The organism is Xanthomonas sp. LMG 8993 (assembly GCF_009835065.2).
Lineage (GTDB): Bacteria > Pseudomonadota > Gammaproteobacteria > Xanthomonadales > Xanthomonadaceae > Xanthomonas > Xanthomonas arboricola.
Window position 1 is genome coordinate 306,128 of record NZ_QVIF02000004.1, and the last position, 24,884, is coordinate 331,011.

Sequence of the window (24,884 nt, forward strand, 5' to 3'; positions counted from 1 at the left end):
CAGCACCGACGACGGTTCCCGCCTGCAGCGCGAACCACGCCACATTGCCGCAGCATGTCGGCTCGATGCAACGGCACGGCGGTTGTCGTCATAGACTAGGCCGATGCTGTGGGGACGGCATGTCACCGCTGATCAGTCCGGGGAAACAACTGACCAGATGCGCAGCCGTCCCGCACTGCAGGGGCGAGCCGACTCAACCAACCAAGGCTAACGCAATGAATCCGACCATGCTGTTGCTGGTGCAGTTGGCGCTGATCCTGGGCGCGGCGCGTGCATGCGGTGCGCTGCTGCAACGCTTCGGGCAGCCGCCGGTGATCGGCGAAATGGCCGCCGGCCTGCTGCTGGGGCCGATCGCATTCGGCGCGTGGCTGCCGGAGTTGCATGGCGTGTTGTTCGCCTCCAGCAGCTTGCCGCCACTATCGGGCTTGGCCAACATCGGCGTGGTGCTTTTCATGTTCATCGTCGGCGTGGAGTTGCGTGCGCCGGAAGGCACTACTGCGCAGGTGCGCGCGTCAGTACTGGTGGGGCTGTCCGGTATCGTGCTGCCGTTGCTGCTGGGGCTGGCCGCCGCACCATGGTTATTTGCGCGCTTTGCTCCGCAGGGCATCGGCTTCTGGCCCTTCGCCTTGTTCATTGCCGCAGCGATGTCGGTGACTGCGTTTCCGGTGCTGGCGCGCATCCTCAAGGACCGCAACATGACCCGTACGCCGGCCGGCCGCCTGGCCCTGGGCGCGGCGGTGATCGACGATGCCACGGTGTGGATGTTCCTGGCGATCGTGCTCACCCTGACCCGCGGCAACAGCCATGGCGGCATTGCGTTCACTGCGGCCGGTGCGGTGGTGCTGATTGCGGTGGTGTTCGGCGTGTTGAAGCCGGTGTATGCGCGCGTGCTCACCCCGCGCGCAAGCGATGGAAGCTATGCGCCGACTGCGCTGGTGTGGGTGCTGATCGGTATGCTGGCCTGCGCCGCGGCGGCTGAATGGATCGGCCTGCATGCGATCTTCGGCGCATTCCTGTTCGGCATCTGCGTACCGCGCGATGACCGCCTGCTGGAACACCTGACCGGGCGCATCGAACCCCTGGCGATCACCCTGCTGATGCCGGTGCTGTTTGCGGTCGCCGGCCAGGCCACCAGCCCCGGCGTGTTCGTCGGCGCAGGTGTGGCCGGCTTTGCGCTGGTGGTCGGTGTGGCAGTCACCGGCAAGCTGCTCGGCTGCACCCTGGGCGCGCGCCTGAGCGGCCACGATTGGCGCGATAGCCTGAGCGTGGGTTCGCTGATGAACGCACGCGGCCTGATGGAACTGGTGGTGATCAAGATCGGCCTGGACAGCGGCGTGATCGGGCCGGACCTGTTCACCCTGCTGTTTGGCATGACCTTGGTGACCACGGTGATGGCCTCGCCGATGGTGGCCTGGTTGCAACGCGGCCGGCACACCGTCACCGCCAACGTGCTGGGCGCGGGCAACCGCCCGCATTGACGAGGCAGCGCTGAAACACGGCGCGGCGTCAGTAGACGTGACACGTCGCGCCGGCACGCGCATCGCAGACCATCACTCGCGCCCGTACAAACCCAGGAACATCGCCACCGTCGATTCGGCCACCTGGGCGCGTTGCTGCGGCGACAGCGGCGGCTGGCCCATGGCGATCTGCGGCCAGAACGCGAAGCCCTTGATCAATGCCTGCAGTTGCTGCGCGCCGACCTCCGGCTCCACGCCCGCCAGCCGGCCGTCGGCCAGTGCGGCGCGCACCCAGGTGGTGGTGCCTTCTTCCTTGCTGCCCAATTGCGCGATCAGCGCACGCGCGCGCTCGGGCGAATGGATGCCTTCGGCAATGGCGACGCGCGACAGGTCGATAAACGCCGGGTCGTCGAGCAGGTGCAGCTTCTGCTGCAGCAGCTGGATCAGCTGCGCGCGCAGCGGCTGGTCGGGCCGGTAGACAAGATTCACCGCGTCGGCGCTGCGTTGCCACAGCCCGCGCAGGATCTCGCCGAACAGCGCGTCCTTGCTGGGGAAATGGTTGTAGACGGTGCGCTTGGACACGCCCGCAGTGGCCGCCACGCGGTCCATGCTGGTGGCCTCGAAGCCATGCTGGCGGAACTCGACAATGGCCGCCTCGACGATGGCGTGGCGCTTGCGGTCGGTCAGCCGCTGCGGCGCGGGCCGGGGGGAAGATGCGCTCGACATCGGATCATTTTACACCCGACAGTTTACTTTCAGCCGAATGAAACTACACTGCTCGGTGTAATTTCCTCCTGCTGTTGTTCCCTGCCCCGGTCGGACTCCCCATGGCTTCCTCTCGCCCTTCCCCGTATGCCGATTCGCCGCAGTTTCGCCGCGGCCGGTTCCGCAATGCGTTGCCGCTGCCGACCACCGCGCTCAGCCTGCGCAAGCAGATCGGCCTGATCTGGACCGTCCTCTTCGACAAACCCAGCACCACGGTGCCGTCCGCGCCGCTGCCGGTACAGCCGCTGACACGCGCGCAGCTGCTTGCCGCGCCCGATCGCAGCCTGTATCGCTTGGGCCATTCCACCGTGCTGATGAAGCTGGGCGGTGGCCTGTGGCTGACCGACCCGGTGTTCTCCAGGCGCGCCTCGCCGGTGCCGTTCGCCGGGCCCAAGCGCTTCCATGCGCCCCCGATCGCGCTGGACGAGCTGCCGCCGCTGGCCGGGGTGATCCTGTCGCACAACCATTACGACCACCTCGACCGCGCCAGCATCCGTGCCCTGGCCGACCGCGTCGGCGTGTTCGTCGCGCCGCTGGGCGTGGGCGATCTGCTGGTGCGCTGGGGCGTGGACCCGGCCAAGGTGCGCCAGCTGGACTGGTGGGACACGATCAACATCGATGGCCTGCAACTCACCGCCACCCCGTCGCAGCATTTTTCCGGGCGCGGCCTGTTCGACAGTGGGCGTTCGCTGTGGTGCTCCTGGGCGATCCAGGAGCGCGAGCTGCGCGTGTTCTTCAGCGGCGACGGCGGCTATGGGCCGCACTTCAAGACCATCGGCCAACAGCTCGGTCCGTTCGACGTGGCGCTGATCGAAAACGGCGCCTACGACCAGCAGTGGCCGCATGTGCACATGCAGCCGGAGCAGAGCCTGCAGGCCTACCTGGACGTCGGCGGGCAGACCCTGCTGCCGATCCACAACGGCACCTTCGACCTGGCCATGCACGCGTGGCAGGAACCGCTGGACCGGATCGTGGCCTTGGCCGACAGCGCCGGCGTTGCACTGGCGACGCCGCGCATGGGCGAGCGGGTGGATCTGAATGCGCCCGGCAATCGCCTGCGTTGGTGGCGACAGGATGCTGCAACTCAGGCATCGGATGGCCTGGTGGCGCCGCGCTAGCCAGTGCGGTGCACGCATCCACAAACAAAAACGGGATGGCGCGTGGCCATCCCGTTTCGATTGCTGTTGCAGCTACTGCACACGCATGCGCCAACGACGCAGGCGCGTCATCCAGTCGCTCACTCCGTCAGACCGCGATTTTCCAGCAGCGCCTTGACGCTGGGATCCTTGCCGCGGAAATCGCGATACAACGTGGCCAGGTCGACGGTATTGCCGCGCGAAAGGATCTTGGCGCGGAAGGTGTCGCCATTCTTGCGGGTCAGGCCACCATTTTCCTTGAACCATTCGAACGCATCGTCGTCGAGCACTTCCGACCAGAAATACGCGTAGTACCCGGCCGAATAACCGCCGCCCCAGATGTGGTCGAAATAGCTGCTGCGATAACGCGGCGGCACTTCGGCCAGGTCCACCTTGAAGCGCTTCAGGGCGTCGGCTTCGAACTTGCTCACGTCCTGCAGCGGCGCATCGGCCGGCTGGGTGTGCCAGGCCAGATCGAGCAACGCGGCCGACAGGTACTCGGTGGTGGCGTAGCCGCTGTTGAAGGTCTTGGCCTTCTTGATCTTCTCCACCAGCTCGGCCGGCATCGCCGCGCCAGTCTGGTAGTGCTTGGCGTAATTGGCGAAGACCTTGGGATCGGACGCCCAGTGCTCGTTGAACTGCGAGGGGAACTCGACAAAGTCGCGCGAGGTGCTGGTGCCGGCGATCGAGGGGTACTTCACCTTGGAGAACATGCCGTGCAGCGCGTGGCCGAACTCATGGAACAGCGTGGTGACGTCGTCGAAGCTCAGCAGCGCCGGCTGGCCGGCGGCCGGCTTGGTGAAGTTGCAGACGTTGTAGACCACCGGCTTGGCACCGGTGAGACCGTCCTGTTCGACGAACACGTCCATCCAGGCGCCGCCGGACTTGCTGTCGCGCTTGAAGTAGTCGGTGTAGAACAGCGCCATCGAGGTGCCGTCCGCGTCGAACACTTCATACACCTTCATGTCCGCGTGATAGGTCGGGATGTCGGTGCGCTGCTTGAAGGTGATGCCGTACAACTGCGTGGCCGCGTAGAAGACGCCGTTCTGCAGCACGTTGTCCAGCTCGAAATACGGCTTGATCTGCGCCTCGTCCAGGTCGTACTTGGCCTTGCGCACCTGCTCGGCGTAGAAGTCCCAATCGGAGGCGGCGAGTTTGAAGTCTCCCTTCTGCGCGTCGATCACCTTCTGCATCTCGGCCACTTCGCGGCGCGCCTTGGCGGTGGCCGCAGGCACGGTATCGGTCAGCAGCTTGAGCGCGGCGTCCGGGGTCTTGGCCATCTGGTCGCCCAGGCTGTAGGCGGCGTAGTTGTCAAAGCCGAGCAGCTTGGCCTTTTGTGCGCGCAGCTGCGCCAGGCGCTGGATGGTCTGGCGGGTGTCGTTGGCATCGCCCTTTTCCGCGCGCGTTTCCGAGGCCTTGAGCACATCGGCGCGCAGCTGGCGGTCCTTCAGCGAGGCCAGCACCGGCTGCTGGGTGGTGTTCTGCAGGGTCAGCAGATACTTGCCATCGAGCTTGCGCGCCTTGGCCGCATCGGCGGCGGCGGCGATGTCGCCCTCGCTCAGGCCGTCGAGCCTGGCCTTGTCGTCCACCACCACCGCACCGGCGGCCGAGGCGGCCACCAGACGGGTATGGAACTGGGTGGAGAGCGTGGTTTCTTCGATGTTGAGCTTGCGCAGGCTGGCCTTGTCGGCCTCCGACAGCTGCGCACCGGCGCGCACCAGCTCTTCGTAGTCGCGCTCGACCAGACGTTTCTGCTCCGGCTCCAGGTTCAGCGTGTCGCGCTGGTCGTAGATCGTCTTGACCCGTGCGAACAGCTTCGGGTCGAGATTGATCTCGTCCTGGTGCGCAGCCAGCTTGGGCGCGATCTCTTCCTGGATCTTCTGGCGTGCATCGCTGGTATCGGCCTGCACCAGCCCGAAGAAGATGCGCGACACGCGCGTGAGCGTCTCGCCGCTTCGCTCCATCGCCTCGATGGTGTTGTCGAAGCTGGGCGGCTCGGGGTTGTCGGCGATCTTGCGGATGTCGGCCAGGTGCAGGCGCATGCCTTCCTCGAAGGCCGGCAGGTAATCGGCGTCCTTGATCTTGTCGAACGGCGGCGCCTGGAACGGCAGCGTGCTGGCGGTCAGCAGCGGGTTCGGCGCAGCATCCGCGGCCGGGGTGGTGGCGGTCTTTTCGGGCACGGTGGTGGACTCCTTACCGGACGAATCTTTTCCAGAACAAGCAGCCAGTGCCAGGGTGATGGCAGCGGCCAGAACGACGGTACGCGACATGGCGTGTGATTCCTGAGTGGGTAGCGCAGCCGGTCACGCTAGCGGGTTTGCGCAGCGTCGGCATGTGCCGTTGGATTGGGAAGATGGGTGCGATTGGGGATGCGCGCGCTACAGCGTCTCATCCTTGAAGATCGCCACGTGCGGGCTGCCGTCGGCGCCGATCCAGCCGCGGTACATGCCTTCGGTATTGAACGGGAATGCGGCGTTGCCCTGCGCATCCAGCGCGATGGCACCGCCGTCGCCGCCGGCCTTGGGAATCTCCTGGTCGATCACCGTGTCGGCGGCCTGTTGCAACGACTGCCCGGCGTATTTCATGCGTGCGCAGATGTCGTAGGCGGCTACCGCGCGGATGTAGAACTCGCCCCAGCCGGTGCCGGACACCGCGCACTGGCTGTTGGCATAGGTGCCGGCGCCGATGATCGGCGCATCGCCGACGCGGCCATAGCGCTTGTTGGTCATGCCGCCGGTGGAGGTGCCGGCGGCCAGGTGTCCCGCGCGATCCAGCGCCAGCGCGCCCACCGTGCCGAAATGCTTGGCGGTTTCCAGGTCCAGTTCGGCCTGCGCCTGACGGTCGCCGGCTTCGGCCTTGCGCGCTTTCTGCAGCTGCTGCCAGCGCTTGTCGGTACGGAAATAACCCGGGTCGACCAACGTGACGCCCTGCTCGCGCGCGAATTGTTCGGCGCCGTCACCGACCAGCATCACGTGCTTGGAATGGTCCATGACGCTGCGCGCCAGCTGGATCGGGTTCCTGACCGTGTGCACGCCGGCAATCGCGCCGGCCTTGCCGGTGGCGCCGTCCATGATTGCGGCATCCAGTTCGTTCTTGCCGTCATGGGTGAACACCGCACCGCGCCCGGCGTTGAACTGCGGCGCATCCTCCAGCACGGAGATGGTGGCGGCCACCGCATCCACCGCACTGCCGCCACCTTGCAGCACCGCGTGCCCGGCACGCAGCGCGCGTTGCATCGCCTCGCGCGCCTGCGCCTGTTCCTCGCTGGAAAGGCTGGATTTCTCCACTCCGGCGCCGCCGTGGATCACCAGCATCGGCGTGGCCGCCAGCACCGGGCCGGCAGCAAGCAGGAGGGAAAGCGACAAACACAGTGCGCGTGCGGACAAGCCCATCATGGTGTTTCCTCGGTGGAGGCAGCGAGGTGCCCGGCGGCGGCGGTCATGAATGCAGGCGACCGGCAGCGACAAAAACCTTTCAAGCGCGCGGCCGCATCGTCACAGCGTATCGCGATGCTTGCCGCGCCACGGCCGGTACCAGGTGCGGATGGCGGCGATATCGGCGGCCATGTCGGTGCCGGTCCAGAATGGCTCGCCGATGCCCACGGTCTTGCTGGGGTAGTCGAAATACACCGGCAGGATCGGCACCTTGGAATCGGAGGCAATCTTCCAGAAGCCGGCCTTCCAGTGCTCCACCCGCTTGCGGGTGCCCTCGGGGGTGATCACGTACCACATCTGTTCGGAATTGCGGATCAGCCGCACCGCCTGGCCGATGGTGCCCTGCGGCGAGCTGCGGTCCAGCGGGATGGCGCCAAGCTTGCGCAGCAGCGGGCCCAGCGGCCACCAGAACAGCTGCGCCTTGCCCAGCACGCGCACGTCGAAGCCCAGCGCGAACTTGGCCGCAAAGCCCAGGAAGCCGTCCCAGTTGGACGAATGCGGGGCGACGATCATCACCAGCTTGGGTTCGTCGGGCAGCCGCCCGAGCAGGCGCCAGCCGGTCAGACGCAGTGCCGTGCGCCCCAGCCAGCGGCCGAAGCGGCCATGGGCGCGTGGCATTGTGGGTGGAGAGGGCTGCAGCAGGATGTTGGCCTGTGTTACCGGTGGCAACGACGGGTCGGTGTGACTCACGCTTACTCCCAGTGGGACGCAGAGCGTCCACGCTTGATATGGCTGCGCTCACGCTTGGCATCCAGCCGCCGCAGCTTGGCACCATGACTCGGTTTGGTGGCGACCCGGCGCTTGGGCACCGACAGGCAGGCACTGATGATCTCGACCAGCCGCTCGCGCGCATCCTCGCGGTTGCGGTCTTGGGTGCGGAAGCGCTGCGCGTCGATCACCAGCACCCCATCGGCGGTCATGCGCCGGTCGCGCCGCGACAGCAGCCGCGCGCGCAGGGGTTCGGGCAGCGACGGCGACCCGGCCACGTCGAAACGCAGTTCCACCGCGGTGGAGACCTTGTTGACGTTCTGCCCGCCCGCGCCGCTGGCGCGCACGAAGCGCTCGACGATCTCGCTGGGCGGGATCGTCAGGCTGGGGGTGATCTGGATCGGGTCGCTGGCCATCGGGCCGATTGTATCGGCACCGGCATGGACGCGCGCGCGAACGCCGGCTTCCCGTATGCTGCGGCCGGTTCCCCCGACTGTGCAGGATGCTCCGATGACACCGCCCCGTTCCGTTGCCGCCGCCCGCGCCTTGGCGCGCCGCCTGATCGTGCTGGCCGCGCTGGCGCTGGCCACGCCCGCCGCGTTTGCGCAGGCGCCCAGCGATGCCGACATCAACCGCCTGCTGGCCGCCTCGCGCGCGCAGACCATGCTGGACACGATGCTGCCGCAGATCGAAGCGATGCAGCAGCAGCAATTCGCCCAGCTCACCGCCCAGCGCCAGCTCGACGCCGACCAGCAGGCCCAGCTGCAGCGTATCCAGGAGCGCACCCGCCAGACCGTGCGCAAGGCACTGTCGTGGTCGGAGCTGCGGCCAATGTATGTGGACATCTACAAGCGCTCGTTCTCGCGCGAGGATGTGCTGGCCATGGCCGAGTTCTACGAGAGCTCGGCCGGCCAGAGCCTGCTGGACAAGACCCCGGCACTGACCCAGAACCTGATGGGCGCGATCCAGCAGAAGATGCTGCCGCTGTTTGCCGACCTGCAGAAGGATCTGGAGAAGATCGTCAATACGCCGGCGGCGGCACCGCAGAAGCCCTGAAGGGCGGGGATGGGGGAATCGGGATTGGGGAATCGGAACAGCGTGCCTGCTGTGGCGGTTGCTGCTTGCGACGGTGGCGGTGGTGGCGCTGACGACGATTGCGCCAACCCGCTTGTCCCACTCGGTGAGGAGGCGCTTGGCCCCTCTCCTGCGGGAGAGGGGATGGGGTGAGGGTACGGTTGTGTGGATTTCCAGCAGATCGTGTGGGCGTGTTGACCGTTAGCCGCGCGCACCGCATCAAGCCGTCTGCACCGCTCCCAGCGCGGCCATCTCCCACCCGAGCAATGCGCAGGCCTTGGAAAATTCCACATCCAGCGGCGCGGTGACGCTGATGCGCCGCCCGTCGGCCGGATGCGGAAACCCCAGCCGCTCGGCGTGCAGCAGCATGCGGTGGATGCCGAGCATGCGGAAGCTGCGGTTGTGCCGGCCATCGCCGTGGCTGGTGTCGCCGATCATGTGGTGCGACAGGTGTTTCATGTGCCGGCGGATCTGCCGGAACCGCCCGGTCTGCGGCTGGCAGCGCAGCAGCGCATAGCGCGAGGTGGCAAAACCGGTGGACGGGATCTCCAGCTCGCCGGTCGCCAGGCGCTGGAAGTGCGTCACCGCCGGCTTCTTGACCGGCTTGCCGGGGCCGCCGTCCAGATCGTGGTCGACGATGAAGCGCTCCTCGGCCGGCCAGCCGCGGCAGACGGTCAGATAGTCCTTCTCCAACTCGCCGGCCATCAAGGCCTTGCCCAGCGCGCTGGCGGCCTCGCGGTCGAACGCCAGCAGCAGGCAGCCGCTGGTCGCGCGGTCGAGCCGGTGCACCAGAAAGATCGGCCGGCCCAGCTGTTCGCGCAGGCGGTCGGCCAGGAAGTCGTCCTCCCCGCGCGCCAGCTTGCTGTCGTGGACCATCAGCCCGGCGGGTTTGTCGACGACGGCCAGGAGCTCGTCCTGGAAGAGAATCTGCAAGTGCTTGGGGGATGTGCTCACCGGCGGATTATCCGCATCGTCGACACCGCATGCCACTGCGTCGCCGCGCCATATGGCGCATGCCGACCACGCGCCTTGAGGCCTGAGGGCGTGGCAGCTCGGCCGCGCACGCTCAGGCCGCGCCGCACACCGCCAGCAATTCGCCCTTGCCCACCGGCACCACGCTGCAGGTGACTGCCGGATCGTCAGCCAGCAGCGCGGTGAACGGCGCCAGTTCGTCGGCATGCGACAGCGCATTGTCGACCACCAGCAGGCCGCCGCCGCGCAGCACGCGGCGCAGTGCCGGCCACCAGCGCACGTACTCGCCACGCGCCGAATCCAGGAAGACCAGATCGATGCTCGCGCTGGCGGCCTGGGTCAGCCACGCGCCGCCGTCGCCGTGCACCACCTCCACCGACGCGGCCAGGCCGCTGCGTGCAAGCGTGGCCTGCGCCAGGTCCACCTTGTCGGCCGCAAGCTCCACCGTGGTGACGTGCCCACCGATTGCGGCGGCCGCTTCGGCCAGCCACAGCGTCGAATAACCGTTGGAGGTGCCGATTTCCAGCACGCGCCGCGCAGCGGTGGCGCGTACCAGCACGGCCAGCAATTGCCCGGTGTCGGGCGTGATATTGAGCATGCGCCGGCCACGCTCCGGCTGGTGCGCATCGTTGTCGCTACCGAACCGCGCCAGTTCGTCCTTCAACGCCTGCAGATCGATCATCGCTACCTCGCCGGGGACGGCTTCGTCATCGTGCCGCTGCAGGCGCTGCCGCTATCCAGCCGGATGCGGCAGGCCACCTGCGCAGTGCTTGAGTGCTTCAGCGCCGCAGCCAGGCGACCAGCAGGGCCACCGAGCCGGCGCCGCCGCTGACCCAGCTCCATACCGGCACCGTGCCCAGGTACCAGCCATTCGGGTGCAGGCCATACAGCACGGCAGCCACCACCAGCAGGCCGCTGCCGGTGATGGCAGTGACCACGCGCGTCTGCAGCTTGCGCAGGCTCAGGTCCAGCGCGCGCAGCTCGGCCGAGCGGATGTCGAGCTGGTGGCGGCCTTCCACCTGCTGCTTCAACCAGCTGTGCACCAGGCGCGGCATGTCCGGCGCATGGGTCATGATTTCCGGCAGGCGCTTGCGCAACTCGCCGAGCACGCGGCGCGGGCTGTAACGCTCGCGCAGGATGCGTTCGAGCACCGGCCGCGCCACCGCCCAGATGTCCAGCCTGGGGTCGAGCTGGCGGCCGACGCCTTCGATGTTGAGCAAGGTCTTCTGCAACAGGATCAGCTGCGGCTGCAGCGTCAGTTCGTAGCGCTGCGCGACGCGGAACAGCTTGATCAGCACTTCGGCCAGCGAAATCTCCGACAACGGGCGGGTGAAGTACGGCTCGCACACCGAGCGCGCGGCCGCCTCCAGTTCGTCGATGCGCACGTTGTCGGGCATCCAGCCCGCCTCCACGTGCAGCTCGGCCATGCGGCGGTAATCCTTGTGGAAGATCGCCATGAAGTTCTCGGCCAGATAGTACTGATCTTCCTGCGAGAGCTGGCCCATGATGCCGAAATCCAGCGCGATGAAACGCGGATTGAGCCGGCGCTCCGGGTCGCTGTCGACCCAGATGTTGCCGGCATGCGCATCGGCATGGAAGAAATTGTCGCGGAACACCTGCGTGTAGAACACCCGCACGCCCTTGGCCGCCAGCGCCTTGCGGTCGATACCGGCCGCATCGAGCTTGGCGATGTCGTCGGACGGAATGCCGTACACGCGCTCCAGCGTGAGCGCACGCTCGGCGGTGTGCGACCAGATCACCTCGGGCACGTACAGATCGTCCGAGCCTTCCCAGAACCGGCGCAGCACGCTGGCGTTGGCGCCTTCGCGCTGCAGGTCGAGTTCGGCCGACAGGGTGCCTTCGATCTCGGCCACCACTTCGCGCGGCCGGATCTTGTCAGCGCGCGGGTGGGTGCGTTCGACCAGCGTGGCCAGCGACTGCAGCAACGCGATATCGGCATCGATCTGGCGCTCGATGTCCGGGCGCAGCACCTTGACCACCACCTCGCGGCGCACGCCGTTGGCATCCGGCGGCAAGGTGGCCGCGTGCACCTGCGCGATCGAAGCCGAGGCCAGCGGCACGGTGTCGAACGCGGCAAACGCCACGCTCACCGGCAGGCCCAGCGCGCGCTCGACGATGAGCCGCGCCGCTTCGCCGTCGAAGGGCTTGACGCGGTCCTGCAGCAGGGTCAGTTCATCGGCCACGTCGGCCGGAATCAGGTCGCGCCGGGTCGACAGGATCTGCCCGAACTTGACGAAGATCGGCCCCAGTTCCTGCAACGCCAGCCGCAGCCGCGCACCGCGCGATTGCGCGGCGATTTCGGCACTGGCGCGCGGCACGAACGGCTTGGCCAGGCGCAGCCAGCGCTCGGCCGGCGTGTCCTGCAGCAGGTCGTCCAGGCGATAGCGCAGGATCACCCGGCCGATGCGGCTGGCCCGCAGCAGCGCCTTCATGCCGCACCTCCGGCCGCGCGCAGGCGCGCCACGCGTGCGGCCAGCCGTTCGACGTCGTCGCGCAGTTCGTCGACATCGTCGTGAAAGGCGTCCAGTTCGGCACGCGGCACCACGTCGCGCGATTCCTCGGTCACGAATTCTGCCGCGCTATGCGCCAGATCCACCGCGCTGCGGCGTGCCTGCTGCAGCGCTGCACGCACCGCATTGGCGATCTGCACGCCGAGGATCTCGCCGAACACCGCCACGAACGGCAGTTGCCAATCCGGATCGAAGCGGCCGGCCAGTTGCTGCAGCTGGCGCGCCAGCTCGGCATCGCCGGAGACCTTGAGCCGCCCGGCCGGTGCGCCGCTGCGGCGCGCGTTGGCCAGGAACGGCAGCTGGCCGAGCAAGCCGGCCAGGCTGCTGCGCACGGCCAGGTCCGGCTCCTGCGCCTGGTCCACCGGGCCGACCAGCAAGCGGCGCTCGTGCACGCGGATCTGCAGGGCCAGCGCAGGCGCCTCCAGGGTCAGTGCGATGCGTTGGCCTTCCAGTGGCAGCAGGGCATCACGGGTATCGGGGTCCAGTGCCAGCGCGCGGTTGAGCGCGGCTTGCAGGGCCTGGCCGGCGAGCGGCTTGAGTGAGTTGAACAGGGATCCGGGCATGGGCGCATTCTACCGTCCCCGCATGTCGCCACTGCTTGACGGTGGTGTGGCAAGTGCAAGCCGGAGGCCGGGGTGGCGATCATGTCAGGGCGCCTTGCGGCCAGGCCGCGTGCGTCGATCATGCAGGACTTCCTTCGGCGCCCCTGCCGCGGGCATGCTGGCGACCTCATCACGCAGGTGGCAGGAGCAGGCAATGCGCAAGATCCGGGTCGGTCTCATCTTCGGCGGCAAATCGGCCGAGCACGAGGTCTCGCTGCAATCGGCGCGCAACATTCTCGATGCGCTCGATCCGCAGCGCTTCGAGCCGGTGCTGATCGGCATCGACAAGCAGGGCCAGTGGCACGTCAACGACCCCGACAGCTTCCTGCTCAATGCCGACGACCCGGCCCGCATCGCCCTGCATCGCAGCGGTCGCGGCGTGGCCCTGCTACCGGGCGCGCAGCAACAACAGCTGCGCCCGACCCAGCCGGAGCAGGCGCTGGCGCAGATCGATGTGGTGTTTCCGATCGTGCATGGCACGCTCGGCGAAGACGGCTCGCTGCAAGGGCTGCTGCGCATGGCCAATCTGCCCTTCGTCGGCTCCGGCGTGCTCGGCTCGGCGCTGGCGATGGACAAGGACCTGGCCAAGCGCGTGCTGCGCGATGCCGGGCTCGAGGTGGCGCCGTTCGCCTGCTTCAACCGCCACACCGCCGCACATGCCGACGTGGATGCGTTGATCGCGCAGTTGGGTTTGCCGTTGTTCGTCAAACCAGCCAACCAGGGTTCGTCGGTCGGTGTCAGTCAGGTGCGCAGCGCCGATGCGTTTGCCGACGCGCTCGCATTGGCGCTGGCATACGACCACAAGGTGCTGGTGGAAGCGGCAATCGCTGGGCGCGAGATCGAATGCGCCGTGCTGGGCAATGCCACCCCGCAGGCCAGCGTGTGCGGCGAAGTGGTGGTGCACGACGCGTTTTACTCCTACGAGACCAAGTACATCAGCGAACACGGCGCCGACATCGTGATCCCGGCCGACATCGATGCGCAGACGCAGCAGCGCATCCAGCAGATTGCGGTGCAGGCCTACCAGGCGCTGGACTGCGCCGGCATGGCGCGTGTGGACGTGTTCCTGTGCGCCGATAGTCGCATCGTGATCAATGAGGTCAACACATTGCCGGGCTTCACCCGGATCAGCATGTATCCCAAGCTCTGGCAGGCAAGCGGGCTGGACTACTGCAGTTTGATCACGCAGCTGATCGAGCTGGCACTGCAACGGCATGCTGACGATCAGCTGCTGCGCAGCGCGGTCGAGCCAGGCGCATGAGCCAGGCCCGTGTGCGCGCCGTGCAACCGCACGACCACCGCGCACTGCTTGCGCTCAACAATGCGCATGCCACCGAGCTGTCGTTGCTGGATGCCGACGGGCTGGCTGCATTGCTGCAACTGGCGTGGCACGCACGCCTCGTCGCGCCGGCGGATGGCCTGCTGATCGCGCTGGATCAAGGCGCGGCTTACGCCAACCCGAACTTTGCATGGATGGCGCAACGCTTCGCGCGCTTTGTCTACATCGACCGTATCGTGATCGCCGCGCATGCGCAGCGGCGCGGGCTTGCCAGGCAGCTGTATGACGAGCTCATCCACGCCGCGCGTGCAGCGGGGCAACCGCGGCTGGTCTGCGAGGTCAACCTGCTCCCACCCAATCCGGCATCGCTGGCGCTGCATCTGCAGCTGGGTTTCCAGCCGGTCGGTGACGCGCTGCTGGGCAACGGCAAGCATGTGCAATATCTCGAAAAACTGCTTTGAAACAGAAGCGATTCAACGATGGAGCGTCCACAACGCACATGGCCCGCCTCCTTGCGGAAGCGGGCCATGCGAGCGTCGACCGGCAGCGCCGCTGCCGTGACGTATCGCAGCTAGGCGTTATACCTTGCCGCGACGGAACATCGAGATCACAGCCAGGATCAGGAACACCACGAACAGGATCCAGGCGATGTTGGTCGCCGCACCGGCGATACCGCTGAAGCCCAGCACGGCGGCAATGATGGCGATGACGAAGAAGATGATGGCGTAATGCAGCATGGCAAGGATTCCAGAAGTTGTCGTGCCGAATCGGCGCAGACGTATCCTGAAGATGCGGCGGTCTTTATCGAGTGATGGCGATGTCGTTGGAAGATGAGGATCGCAGCCGTTGCAGCCCCTCTTCGATGCTGACCTGCGGCACATAGCCGAAGTCGCGACGTGCCGGCTCCATGCTGTACCAGTGCGGCGTGCACAGCTGTTCCACCAGAAAACGCGTCAACGGCACTTCGCCAGGCAGACGCAACAGTGGCCACATGGTCTCGCAGATTGCACCGATTCTGTACGCAGTCTTGAACGACAACGAACGCGTCACCGCCGGTGCATCCACCGCAGCCAGCAGGCGATTGAGCAACTCGCGCATCGGCAAGGGCTCGCCGTTGGAGATGAAGTACGCCTTGCCCGCACACGCAGCACCTGCAGCCAGATGTGCGAACGCATCGAAATGCGCCTGCGCGGCGTTGTCGATGTAGGTGCTGTCCACCAGGTTGCTGCCATCGCCGACCATGCGCAAGCGGCCAGCGCGCGCACGCGCGGCCAGGCGCGGCAACAGATGATTGTCGCCCGGGCCCCAGATCAGGCGCGGACGCAAGGCCACCGTCGCCAGTTGCGCATCGTTGGCCGCCAGCACCGCGCGCTCGGCGATCGCCTTGGTCGCCGCGTACGCCGCGCGCAGATCTTCGCCATACGGCACTTCGTCGGCCCCCAGGCCTTCCACCGGATTGGTGGCGCGATGGGTCACGCTGGGCGTGGAGGTATAGATCAGGCGCGGCACACCATTGGCCCGACACGCGTCGAGCACGTTCTGCGTGCCCACCACATTGGCCTGGTGATAGCTGTCGTAGCTGCCCCACGCACCGGCCTTGGCGGCATTGTGGAAGACCGCATCGATACCGGCGAAGGCATGCCGCACCGCCTGCGGATCGGCCAGGTCGCCACGGATCTGGCCCACGCCCAAACTCTGCAGCACCGGGTAATCGCCGCGCTGGAAACTCACCACCTCATGCCCACGCGCGATCAAGCCGCGGCACAACGCCTGGCCAAGAAAGCCACCACCACCGGTTACCAGGATGCGCACGCATCACCTCCATCGCAAGGACGCACACGATAACGGGCGCGGCCGGAATTGGCGATGCGGCCAGCTGCGTGCGCGATACGCATCCACAGGTCAACCACGCTGCTGCGCCGCCCAGATCGCCAGCGTTTCGCGGCCGATCTTGGCGTTGTGGCGAATGTCCACCGGAAATCCGGAATGGCGCAGGAAACGCGTGACTCCAGCCGTGTGCGGGTGCGCAGCGCCCAGCGCGCGCAATGCGGTTTCCACTTGTGCAAATGCCGATGCCGGCACGCCAGGCTGCAATTCCACGCACAGCACCGGCTGTTGCTGTCCGGGTGCGCCGACACCGACCAAGGCGGTGCGCCGCACCTGCGGATGCACGTTGAAGACCGGCTCCACCTGCTCGGTGTAGAGCGGGCCGGTGGCGGTTTCCACGCGGTGGGTCTTGCGCCCGCAGAACCACAAGCGCCCTTCGGCATCGAAGTAGCCCACATCGCCCATGCGATGCACGATGCGTTCGCTGCCATCCGCGTTGCGCTCGCGGATCTTGGCAATCCGCGTGGCCGCGTCGCGGTTGAAGTAGGTGTCGGTGGTGGTGGGGCCAGCGACGGTGATCTCGCCCACCTCGCCCGCCGCCAGCACGCGCGTGCCGCTCCACTCGTGAATGGCCGCATCGTCGATGGCGATGATGCGCACCTCGTTCGGCGCGACGACCTGGCCGACGCAGGTGCCGGCACCGGCCTCGGTGGCCGCGCGGGTGGCGTCCAGCGTACGCCCTTCAATCGCTGCCACCGGCAGGCATTCGGTGGCGCCATACGGCGTCCAGAATTGCGCATCTTCCGGCAGCAACGCGCGGATCTTGGCCACCACGTCCGGCGGCACCGGCGCACCGGCAGAGGTGGCCAGGCGCACGTTTGGCAAGGGCTGGCCGTAGTCGGCCAATACGCGCATCAATGCCGGCGAGCCGAACAACTGCGTGACTCCGAAGCGGTCGATCGCATCGTGCAGCTTGCGCGGATCGGCAGTGGCCGGGCGGGTCGGATCCATGTCCGGAATCACCGAGGTCAGCCCCAATGCCGGATCGAACAGGGCAAACGGCGGAAACGTCGGCAGATCCACGCCACCGGGCTGCATGCCGAAGGCATTGCGCAGCAATTCGATCTGGCCGACGAAATGCCGGTGGCGGTACACCACGCCCTTGGGCACGCCGGTGGAGCCGCTGGTGAACAGGATGGCGGCCACATCGTCCGGCCCGGTGTTGGCCAGCTGACTGCCGGCGCCGGCGCCATCGCGCTCCACGCGCGCCAGTGTCACCCCGCCCCAGCCGTAACGGCCACCGACGCTGACGATCTGCTTTGCAGAGCGCGCCCACCGCAGCAGACGACGCGCCAGCTGCGCAAGCGGAATGCCAATGAACGCCTGCGGCTGCGCTTCGTCCAGGCATTGCTTGAGCGCACGCTTGTCGATGCCCGGATCCACCAGCACCGGCACCGCACCGGCCTTGAACAAGGCAAACATCAGCAGGAAGAATTCCGGCGACGGGCGCACCATCACCACCGCGCGCGCACCGCGTCCGATGCCGTGCAGGGCCAGACCGGCAGCGATCGCATCGCTGCGCGCGTCCAGCTCGGCATAGCTCAAGGTCACATCGTAGGCGGCAAACCCGTTGGCGGCGCGGCGGCCCGGGCAACGGATGGCGATCTGCGCGGGGCGCTCGCGCGCGAGTTCCGGCAGGGTGACGGCGATATTGCAGAGAGTCGTCGTAGTCATTGCCGCATTATCACCCATGCGCCGACGGTGCCGGCCGCTTGACCGCGCTCAGGTCAGCTGCGCTGGTGCGTGCTCCCAGCGCAGCGATGGCTGACGCGGCGATTGCGCGTCGTCGGGCCATAACAACACCGCGCGCGCGCGAGGTGCCTGCCCGCGCAAGGCGCAGCGCCTTGCACACACGCGCTGCGTCGAGCGATGCAGATGAACCGCTAACCGGCGCACGGCCGCGCCACTTGTATCGCAGCGTGGTTCGGTCAGAATGCCGCGCTCACCACGTTGTTTCGCCGCGCAAGGCCCGGCATTCCATGGCACATCCCTGCCTTACCTGCGGCGCTTGCTGCGCCTATTTCCGCGTCAGTTTCCACTGGAGCGAAGCCGATCCCGCATTGGGCGGCAGGGTGCCGATCGAGCTGACCGATGCGCTGCGCACCCACGAACGCGTCATGCGCGGCACCTCGCAATCGCAGCCGCGCTGCATCGCACTGGACGCGGACATCGGCCGCTACAGCCGTTGCAGCATCCATGATCGTCGGCCCTCCTCCTGTGCTGCCGTGCCGGCCTCGCTGGAATTCGGCCAGCGCAGCGCGCAGTGCGACAAATCCCGGCTGGCGCACGGCCTGCACGCACTGACCGAGGCCGACTGGCTGGGCGTGGACGAGGCGCAACGCAATCCGCTGCCACCGTTGTAACGGCCATCGCTGCGAGTGAGCGCGGCATCCACACGCAACGACCAACAGACCGACGGCATGGCCGGCCCCATCGTTCGTGCATCCGCGCTCTGCATGCAGCAGGCACTCATCGAGCGAGCGCCTGCGTGGCCATGCCAGCAGCGCTTACAGCGGGTGGCGCTCCAGAAATGTACGGATCGCCGGCACCAGCACTTCATGCTTGTCTTCCAGCACGTAGTGATTGGCATCGTCGAACGCGGTGACCTCGGCATTGGGCAATGCCTTGCGGAAGCCGGCCAGGAAATGCTTGTCGAAGCAGATATCGCGCAGGCCCCAGGCGATGAACGCCGGGCGATCGGCGAACGACGGCAATGCCTGCGCCGAGCGCTCCAGCAGCGACCAGGCCTGGTCGGCGGGCGACAGCGGAATATCCTGCATGAAGCGAATGGTGGAGATGCGATTGCGCCAATTGTTGTAGGGCGCCACATAGGCGCGACGCACCTCCGCCGGCATCCGCCGCGACACCCCGAACCAGGATGCGCCGGAGGAAAACGCATTGAACGTGCGGATGAACCATTCGCCCGGTCCCCAATGCCGCCCCATTGCGATCTGCCACGGCATCGGTTTTTCCGGCGGCAACGGGAACGCAGCGGTGTTGGTGATCACCAGCCGCTTGACCTGCGCATGGTGCGACAACGCCCAGCCGAACCCGATCATGCCGCCCCAGTCGTGCACCGCCAGCGTGACCGGACCGGTGATGCCCAGATGCCGCAACAACGTGTCCAGATCATCCACGCGCGACTGCAGCGTGTAGTCGTAACGCGGCTGCGCGTCGGGCGCATCGTCCGGCTTGTCGGACAGTCCCATGCCGATATGGTCCGGCACGATGCAGCGGTAACGATCCGACAGGCCGCTCACCAGGTGCCGCCACAGATAGCTCCACGACGGATTGCCGTGCAGCATCACGACCACCTCGCCATCGCGCGGACCTTCGTCCAGATACGACATCGCAATGCCGGGACGCACCTCAAGGCGCTGGGGAGTGAAGGGATAGCCGGGGTAGTTCATGGATCTCTCTATTTGCTGAAGCTTGGGCTGGGTGCGTGGCAAGTCGCCAGCTACATCGCCACGACAGTATCGAAAATACGCTGGATGTCTCTGCATCGTCGGCAACAGCCGCGCGCAAACGCATCGCTCACAGCGGCTGCGCCCCTTCGCTGAGGATGTCGAGATAGGCGTGATAGGCAAAAATACGATGCCGCTGCTGGCCGGTGAGTTCGTTGACGATTTCCAGCTCCTGCAGGGTGCGTACCGCAGCACGGATGGTGGGCGCACTCAACGACAGGGCGGGCGCCACCTGCGGCACTGCCAACACCACGCGCCGCGCGAACTGCTCAAACACCAAGCCGACGTTACCTGCTCGCTGGCCCAAAGCCGCAATGCGGGCCCGATCACGTGCCAACAGTGCCAGCAGGCGCTGCGCGGTGCCGACGGCTTGTTGCGCGGTCTCTGCCACACCATCCAGAAAGAAACCCAGCCATCCTTCCCAGTCACCGTTGAGTCGCACCGCATTGAGGCGATCGTAGTAATCGGCACGACGGCGCTTGAAATACAGGCTCAGATACAGGCTGGGCTCCCGCAGCACGCCTTCGCTGCACAGGATCAAGGTAATCAACAGCCGTCCCAGGCGCCCATTGCCATCGCTGAAGGGATGGATGGTTTCGAACTGCACGTGGGCAAGCGCCGCCTTCACCAACGGCGGCATCTGCCCCTGCGGCGCATGCAGAAACTGTTCGAGTGCCGACAGCGCGTCGGGCAATGCATCTGGCGGTGGCGGAACAAAGTGCGCAAGTGCAGGCGAGGCCCCGCCTACCCACGCCTGACTCCGGCGGATTTCACCTGGCTGCTTGCCGGCTCCACGCCCGCCCTGCAGCAATAGCGCATGCATCTCGCGGATCAAACGCAGCGACAGCGGGAAATCGTCCTCGCGCAGGCGCCGCAAACCATGGTTGAGGGCCGCGACATAGTTGGACACTTCTTCGACATCGTCGACAGGCACGCCCGGTGCCGCATCCATCTCGAACAGCAACAGGTCCGAGAGCGATGACTGGGTTCCTTCGATCTGGGACGACAGCAAGGCTTCCTTGCGGATGTACTGATAGAGAAACAGCTCCGGGTCCGGCAGCATCAGCGTGATGCCGTCCAGTCGCCCCAATGCCTGGTCGGCGCGCTCTTTGCGCGCCACCAGTTCGGCCTGTGCGAAATCCAGTGCCGGCACTCGCGGCAACGGATCAGGGACGAACGCCTGGTAACGGCTCCCTGCGAGAGCGCCAGCAACATAGTGTCCAGTGATGCGCTGAGCCATCGTCTTTCCTTACAGACCGCAACTATTCCTGCGAGGAAACTTAGATACCACTTTTTTACTTAAGCAGCGATATTGCCCGGCGTGCAAGAGCATCGGCCGGGCACTATCACACGCATTACCAGACCACTTCCGCCATCGAGCAGTTCAGGCCAGAACCAATTCCCATCAACGCGATGCGGTCGCCCTTCTTCAAGCGGCCGAGCTCCTTGAGCTTGCTGAGCACGATCGGGACCGAAGCCGGGCCGATGTTGCCGTGTTCGCCGAAAATGGTCATGACCTTGGCCGGGTCGATGCCGAACGACTTCACGAATGAAGCGGTATGCGGGCGACTGACCTGGTGGATGACGAACTGGTCCAGCTCGTCCACTGCCCAGCCCATCGCCTGCTTGGCGGCCAGGAAGGTCTTCTGTGCCAGCTTGATGCCTTCGATCAGCAGCAGGCGGGTGTCGGTGACCATGCGGTCCAGGTTGCCGCGGCACAGCTTGTTCCATTCGGTGGCCGAGCGGGTCACGCCACCCTTGTAGCGCGGGGCATCGGGCACCAGCTCGGTGCGCGCCATCACCATCGCTGCGGCACCGCAGCCCAAGGTCAGCGCAGCGAGTTCATTGCGGAACTCTTCTTCGGTGACGTCGGGCGAGGTCATGCGCTCGAGGGTCTTTTCGTACACCAGGTTGGCGGTTTCGCCATCGACGACCAGCGCATAGTCGATCTCGCCGCGCTCAAGCATGCGGGCGGCGATGTCCATGCCGTTGATGAAGGCAAGACAGGCGTTGGCGACGTCAAAGGTGACGCAGTGGTCGCCGACCCCGAGGTTGCCGGACACGATGGAGGCGGTGGACGGCTCCAGGTAGTCGCGGCTCACCGAGGTGTTGACCAGCAGGCCGATCTTCTCGATGCCGATGCCGGCGTCGAGCAGCGCCTTGCGCGCAGCCTGGGTGGCAGCGTCCGAGGCCTGGACATCCTGGTCCCACAAGCGCCGTGCATGGATACCGGCAACGTCGCCCAACACGTCGGTTCTGATCCCGAGGCGGTCGTAGGTCGGTTGCAGGCGCTCGTTGATTTCCTTGGAAGTCAGCGTGTGCGGCGCATCAATATGCGCCAGTCCCGCGATGGAGACATTCTGGAAGAGCATCGAAGTAGCGCCATGGCGTCAGGCGAGGGGGCGCTAGTCTAGCCGCTGGCTGGTTTTACCGCATCTTTACAATTGCAGCGGCCGCGCCCCAGCCCAACGGTTCAGCGCGGCGGGCAGCGGAAGGCGTTGAAGCGCTGGCTGCCATCGGCCGGCTGGCCCTGCGCCTGGACCGTATTGGCATTGGCGCCCGGCGCCTCGTTGCGTGCCAGCGTTTCCAGTTCTTCCTGCACCCGCAATGGGTTGCGGTTGTAAAAGCCGACCTTGCTCTTGACCGACACCACCACCTCGCCCTGCTGCTGACAGCCAGCTGGCACAGGGCCTGCGGGCAGCACCTGCACGCCTTTGCCGCTTTGCTCGATCGGCACCCAGGTGCAGGCCGTGGCAGTGGTGGCAACCAGAACAGACAGCATCAGCACGCGCATAAGTCTTAGACACCTGAGGACGAAGCCGGATTGTGCCGCAGTTGCCGGGTGGCGATCGGCGTGCGCTGCATGACCGCACGCCGCGCATTCAGCGCGCTGAACACCAAGCAGATCGTCGTGTTCTCTCGCTTCGGCCGGTGTCCGGCGCCCGCAACCGCGTCCGGGTGTCCGGACGCGGACACCGCTGCCGCGCATAAATCCTTTTAAAAACAATCCACTGGAACTGGCACGCGGTTTGCTGCATGGCATGGGCAAGCAGCGGGAAGCGACCTCGATCAATGAAAATGACCGCCAGCTGAATAAGTAAAACTGCGCCGCGAAAGTTATTGCACTTACCGGAACGGTGTACTACCTTACTACCACACCACTGATCGCCCACACCAAGAGACCTCGCCATGAAGACCCAGACCCTGCGCATCGCCCTCTCCGCCGCCCTGTTTGCCGGTACCGCCCTAGCCGGTTTCGCCCAGGCCGCCAGCCTGACCACGCTGGACACCGTGCAGGTCCGCCCGTCGGCCGACCAGATCGCCCAGCAGGCACTGGAGCGCAACAGCGACATCCCTACCCTGGCCGCCGTGCAGGTGCGTCCGTCGGCCGAGCAGCTGGCCGCCCTCGCCGCCGAGCAGGCCGGCCCGCGCATCCTCACCCTCGCTGCGGTGCAGGTGCGGCCGTCCGCCGACCAGCGCGCCGACCTGGTGACCCGCAACGCCGCTGCCAGCGCGCAGAGCACCTCCGGCCAGGCCGCTGCCGCCATCGGCGCGCTGATGGGCCAGGTCATCGTCAACCTGCCGGTGCCGCAGCTGCAGCCGTCGCCGGTCGAACTGGAAGCGCTGGTCAACGCCGCCATCAGCCTTTGAGCACGCGCGCAGCTACACTGCGCGCATGTCAGCCCCCGTCCTCGATGTCATCCTGTTTCAGCCGGAAATTCCGCCCAATACGGGCAATGTAATTCGCCTGTGCGCCAACACCGGCGCGCGCCTGCACCTGATCGAGCCGCTCGGCTTCGACCTCAGCGACAAGCAGCTCAAACGCGCCGGCCTGGACTATCACGAATACGCAAGCCTGCAGGTGCATGCCGACCTGCCCACCGCCCTGGCCGCGATCGCGCCCAAGCGCGTGTTTGCACTGAGTACGCGCAGCACCGTGCGTTACGACACACCGCAATTTGCCGATGGCGATGCCTTCCTGTTTGGTCCGGAAACACGCGGCTTGCCCGCCGACGTGCTGGAGTCGATCCCGCCACAGCACCGGCTGCGCCTGCCGATGCGCCCGGACAACCGCAGCCTCAATCTGTCCAACACCGTTGCGGTGATGGTGTTCGAAGCGTGGCGTCAGTGGGACTTCAGCGGCGGCCGATAAACCGTGGCGATGCAGACGGCTGGCTGACTGCGGCACCGTCCGCCCCGATCCCGGCGCGCAGCATGGTTCCCGTACCGGTCTGTCACTCAACGCGTGCTCCGCGCGTATGCCAGTCGCGGGCGTTGCCGTTTGCGTGCTGCTCCGCGCCGCTGCCATGACCTCATTGCATCGCCTGGGCATCGGTCGCTGCCTGCAACATGCCGCGGCAGCCTGCCCAGAGCGCCACCGCCAGCAGGGCGATGGCGCCCAGCGCCAGAAACGCGATGCGATAGCCGAAGGCGTGCGCCAGCCAGCCGCCCAAGGCCGGGCTCAGCGCCGCGCCCACACCTTGCACCGTCATCACCGCGCCCTGGCCGACATTGACGCGCCCGGTGCCCTGCAGCAATCGCGCCACCAGTGCCGGCACCACCACGGCCTGCAGGCCGGCGCCGAGTCCGTCGAGGATCTGCACCGGAAACACGCCCCAGCCATGGATCAGCGACGCTGCCACCAATGCACGCAGCGGCAAGGCCATGAAGGCCACCAGCAGCACCCACCAATGCCCGTGCACGCGGATCCAGCGCATCGCCAGCAATGCCACCACCACCATCGTGGCCTGCGCGACCACGATGGTGGTCGCCGTCAGCGCACTCGCATCGCCCGCATGCGCGGCCACGATGGCCATGCCGTAGAGCGGCAGCATCGCCGCATTGCCCAGGTGGAACAGCCCCAGGGTGATGGCCAGCAAGGCCAGTGGCCGGCAGGTCAGCAACACCCGCCAGCCGCTGAGGGTGTCCGCGCCGTCGGCATGGCCCAGGCCGCGCGCGGCACGATGGTCGATGGCCGCAGACGGAATCAGCAGCACCGCCGCGACCGCCAGCACACCGAACGCGGCGGTGAGCACGAACACCGCCGCAAACCCGTAGCGCCAGCCCAGCCAGCCGGCCAGTACCGCAGCCAGCATGTTGCCGGCGTGGTTGGCGACCTGATTGCGCGCCAGTTGATGATCGAATCCGCGCGCGTGCACCAGCCCCAAAGTGATGCCGGTGAGTGCCGGGCCGATGCCGGCTGCCGCCAACGTCGAGACGATCTGCGCGGTGACCACACCGGAGGAGGTCGGATGCAGCCAGATCAGCGCCGTGGCCAACAGGATCGCCAGGCAGCCCACCACCACCACGGCGCGCTTGCGCCGGGTGCTATCGACCAGTGCACCGGCCGGGGTGGTGGCGAGCATGCCGGCGATGCCGCCCACGCTCATCACCGTGCCGATCGCCGCCACCGACCAGCCCCTGGATTGCAGGAACACGCTGAGAAATGGCCCCAGCCCGTCCTGCACATCGGCCACGCTGAAATGCAGCGCCTCCAGTGCGCGGCTGCCACGGGGACGCGGTGTGCTCATGCGCATCGGCGCTCTCCACGAAACGATGAAAGGCGACTGCG

General features: G+C 66.7%; 25 protein-coding genes. 8 read left to right on the forward strand and 17 right to left on the reverse strand.

The features are described 5' to 3' along the window. The first annotated feature begins 215 nt into the window (after positions 1-215). Positions 216-1,478, forward strand: a complete 1,263-nt coding sequence (locus tag DYQ94_RS10355; RefSeq protein ID WP_126965459.1) for a cation:proton antiporter — start codon at positions 216-218, stop codon at positions 1,476-1,478. 72 nt (positions 1,479-1,550) lie between these two features. Here the strand turns inward: DYQ94_RS10355 and DYQ94_RS10360 are convergent, their stop codons facing one another. After that, positions 1,551-2,183 carry a TetR/AcrR family transcriptional regulator gene (locus DYQ94_RS10360; RefSeq protein ID WP_039529027.1) on the reverse strand — a complete coding sequence of 211 codons (633 nt, stop codon included), beginning with the start codon at positions 2,181-2,183 and terminating at the stop codon, positions 1,551-1,553. Between the two features lie 101 nt (positions 2,184-2,284). Here DYQ94_RS10360 and DYQ94_RS10365 point away from each other — a divergent pair, with 101 nt between their 5' ends. Further along, the gene (locus tag DYQ94_RS10365; protein WP_126965460.1) at positions 2,285-3,340 is read left to right on the forward strand and encodes an MBL fold metallo-hydrolase; all 1,056 of its coding nucleotides are present in this window, start codon (positions 2,285-2,287) and stop codon (positions 3,338-3,340) included. Between the two features lie 119 nt (positions 3,341-3,459). Here the strand turns inward: DYQ94_RS10365 and dcp are convergent, their stop codons facing one another. From dcp to arfB, 4 genes are all read right to left on the reverse strand, one after another. Then, complete coding sequence (gene dcp, locus DYQ94_RS10370; RefSeq protein WP_160954789.1) at positions 3,460-5,628, reverse strand: peptidyl-dipeptidase Dcp; 2,169 nt, start codon at positions 5,626-5,628, stop codon at positions 3,460-3,462. Positions 5,629-5,736: 108 nt separating this feature from the next. After that, complete coding sequence (locus DYQ94_RS10375) at positions 5,737-6,753, reverse strand: isoaspartyl peptidase/L-asparaginase family protein (protein WP_160954790.1); 1,017 nt, start codon at positions 6,751-6,753, stop codon at positions 5,737-5,739. Positions 6,754-6,852: 99 nt separating this feature from the next. Further along, positions 6,853-7,482 (reverse strand): lysophosphatidylcholine acyltransferase, encoded by a 630-nt coding sequence (locus tag DYQ94_RS10380; RefSeq protein ID WP_160954791.1) that lies wholly within the window; start codon positions 7,480-7,482, stop codon positions 6,853-6,855. Between the two features lie 2 nt (positions 7,483-7,484). Continuing rightward, positions 7,485-7,916 (reverse strand): alternative ribosome rescue aminoacyl-tRNA hydrolase ArfB, encoded by a 432-nt coding sequence (gene arfB / locus DYQ94_RS10385; RefSeq protein WP_006449817.1) that lies wholly within the window; start codon positions 7,914-7,916, stop codon positions 7,485-7,487. 55 nt (positions 7,917-7,971) lie between these two features. On the opposite strand from arfB, the gene DYQ94_RS10390 reads away from it, so the two are divergent. Next, positions 7,972-8,556, forward strand: coding sequence for a DUF2059 domain-containing protein (locus tag DYQ94_RS10390; RefSeq protein ID WP_039529037.1), 585 nt, complete (start codon positions 7,972-7,974; stop codon positions 8,554-8,556). A 237-nt stretch (positions 8,557-8,793) separates the two neighbouring features. Here the strand turns inward: DYQ94_RS10390 and DYQ94_RS10395 are convergent, their stop codons facing one another. From DYQ94_RS10395 to DYQ94_RS10410, 4 genes are all read right to left on the reverse strand, one after another. Further along, on the reverse strand, positions 8,794-9,564 hold the full coding sequence (locus DYQ94_RS10395) for a pseudouridine synthase (RefSeq protein WP_054592056.1): 771 nt from the start codon (positions 9,562-9,564) through the stop codon (positions 8,794-8,796). A 76-nt stretch (positions 9,565-9,640) separates the two neighbouring features. Next, entirely contained in the window at positions 9,641-10,228 is a 588-nt protein-coding gene (locus tag DYQ94_RS10400; RefSeq protein ID WP_160954792.1) for an O-methyltransferase, read from the reverse strand. Between the two features lie 97 nt (positions 10,229-10,325). After that, positions 10,326-11,999 carry a ubiquinone biosynthesis regulatory protein kinase UbiB gene (ubiB, locus tag DYQ94_RS10405; protein WP_039814160.1) on the reverse strand — a complete coding sequence of 558 codons (1,674 nt, stop codon included), beginning with the start codon at positions 11,997-11,999 and terminating at the stop codon, positions 10,326-10,328. Further along, on the reverse strand, positions 11,996-12,640 hold the full coding sequence (locus DYQ94_RS10410; RefSeq protein ID WP_046345336.1) for a ubiquinone biosynthesis accessory factor UbiJ: 645 nt from the start codon (positions 12,638-12,640) through the stop codon (positions 11,996-11,998). Before DYQ94_RS10410 ends, ubiB begins: the two co-directional genes overlap by 4 nt. A 193-nt stretch (positions 12,641-12,833) precedes the next feature. Between DYQ94_RS10410 and ddlA the strand changes: the two genes are divergently transcribed. Beyond that, on the forward strand, positions 12,834-13,940 hold the full coding sequence (ddlA, locus tag DYQ94_RS10415; protein ID WP_126965463.1) for a D-alanine--D-alanine ligase: 1,107 nt from the start codon (positions 12,834-12,836) through the stop codon (positions 13,938-13,940). Beyond that, positions 13,937-14,419, forward strand: a complete 483-nt coding sequence (locus tag DYQ94_RS10420; protein WP_126965464.1) for a GNAT family N-acetyltransferase — start codon at positions 13,937-13,939, stop codon at positions 14,417-14,419. Before ddlA ends, DYQ94_RS10420 begins: the two co-directional genes overlap by 4 nt. A gap of 117 nt (positions 14,420-14,536) precedes the next feature. On the opposite strand, the gene DYQ94_RS10425 is transcribed toward DYQ94_RS10420, so the two are convergent. The 3 genes from DYQ94_RS10425 to oleC all read right to left on the reverse strand — a co-directional run bounded on the left by DYQ94_RS10425 (position 14,537) and on the right by oleC (position 17,519). Further along, positions 14,537-14,695 carry a DUF1328 domain-containing protein gene (locus tag DYQ94_RS10425; RefSeq protein WP_003468167.1) on the reverse strand — a complete coding sequence of 53 codons (159 nt, stop codon included), beginning with the start codon at positions 14,693-14,695 and terminating at the stop codon, positions 14,537-14,539. A gap of 64 nt (positions 14,696-14,759) precedes the next feature. Further along, complete coding sequence (gene oleD, locus DYQ94_RS10430; RefSeq protein WP_026064697.1) at positions 14,760-15,770, reverse strand: 2-alkyl-3-oxoalkanoate reductase; 1,011 nt, start codon at positions 15,768-15,770, stop codon at positions 14,760-14,762. A gap of 90 nt (positions 15,771-15,860) precedes the next feature. Next, complete coding sequence (oleC, locus tag DYQ94_RS10435; protein ID WP_160954793.1) at positions 15,861-17,519, reverse strand: olefin beta-lactone synthetase; 1,659 nt, start codon at positions 17,517-17,519, stop codon at positions 15,861-15,863. Between the two features lie 305 nt (positions 17,520-17,824). On the opposite strand from oleC, the gene DYQ94_RS10440 reads away from it, so the two are divergent. After that, positions 17,825-18,208, forward strand: a complete 384-nt coding sequence (locus tag DYQ94_RS10440; protein ID WP_024939040.1) for a YkgJ family cysteine cluster protein — start codon at positions 17,825-17,827, stop codon at positions 18,206-18,208. Positions 18,209-18,352: 144 nt separating this feature from the next. Here the strand turns inward: DYQ94_RS10440 and DYQ94_RS10445 are convergent, their stop codons facing one another. The 4 genes from DYQ94_RS10445 to DYQ94_RS10460 form a co-directional block, all read right to left on the reverse strand. Continuing rightward, complete coding sequence (locus tag DYQ94_RS10445; protein ID WP_024939041.1) at positions 18,353-19,255, reverse strand: alpha/beta fold hydrolase; 903 nt, start codon at positions 19,253-19,255, stop codon at positions 18,353-18,355. Positions 19,256-19,382: 127 nt separating this feature from the next. Then, entirely contained in the window at positions 19,383-20,552 is a 1,170-nt protein-coding gene (locus tag DYQ94_RS10450) for a Fic family protein (RefSeq protein WP_184428937.1), read from the reverse strand. 115 nt (positions 20,553-20,667) lie between these two features. Further along, a complete protein-coding gene (locus tag DYQ94_RS10455) occupies positions 20,668-21,684 on the reverse strand; it encodes a 3-oxoacyl-ACP synthase III (protein WP_016903994.1) in 1,017 nt (338 codons plus the stop codon). Between the two features lie 101 nt (positions 21,685-21,785). Further along, positions 21,786-22,106 carry a DUF4156 domain-containing protein gene (locus DYQ94_RS10460; protein ID WP_016903993.1) on the reverse strand — a complete coding sequence of 107 codons (321 nt, stop codon included), beginning with the start codon at positions 22,104-22,106 and terminating at the stop codon, positions 21,786-21,788. Between the two features lie 395 nt (positions 22,107-22,501). On the opposite strand from DYQ94_RS10460, the gene DYQ94_RS10465 reads away from it, so the two are divergent. Both DYQ94_RS10465 and DYQ94_RS10470 read left to right on the forward strand, forming a co-directional pair. Further along, positions 22,502-22,963, forward strand: coding sequence for an XAC0231 family protein (locus DYQ94_RS10465; protein WP_054592048.1), 462 nt, complete (start codon positions 22,502-22,504; stop codon positions 22,961-22,963). Positions 22,964-22,988: 25 nt separating this feature from the next. Further along, positions 22,989-23,465, forward strand: coding sequence for a tRNA (cytidine(34)-2'-O)-methyltransferase (locus DYQ94_RS10470; protein WP_039517704.1), 477 nt, complete (start codon positions 22,989-22,991; stop codon positions 23,463-23,465). A 160-nt stretch (positions 23,466-23,625) separates the two neighbouring features. On the opposite strand, the gene DYQ94_RS10475 is transcribed toward DYQ94_RS10470, so the two are convergent. Next, on the reverse strand, positions 23,626-24,849 hold the full coding sequence (locus tag DYQ94_RS10475) for an MFS transporter (RefSeq protein ID WP_126965467.1): 1,224 nt from the start codon (positions 24,847-24,849) through the stop codon (positions 23,626-23,628). Positions 24,850-24,884: the final 35 nt, after the last annotated feature.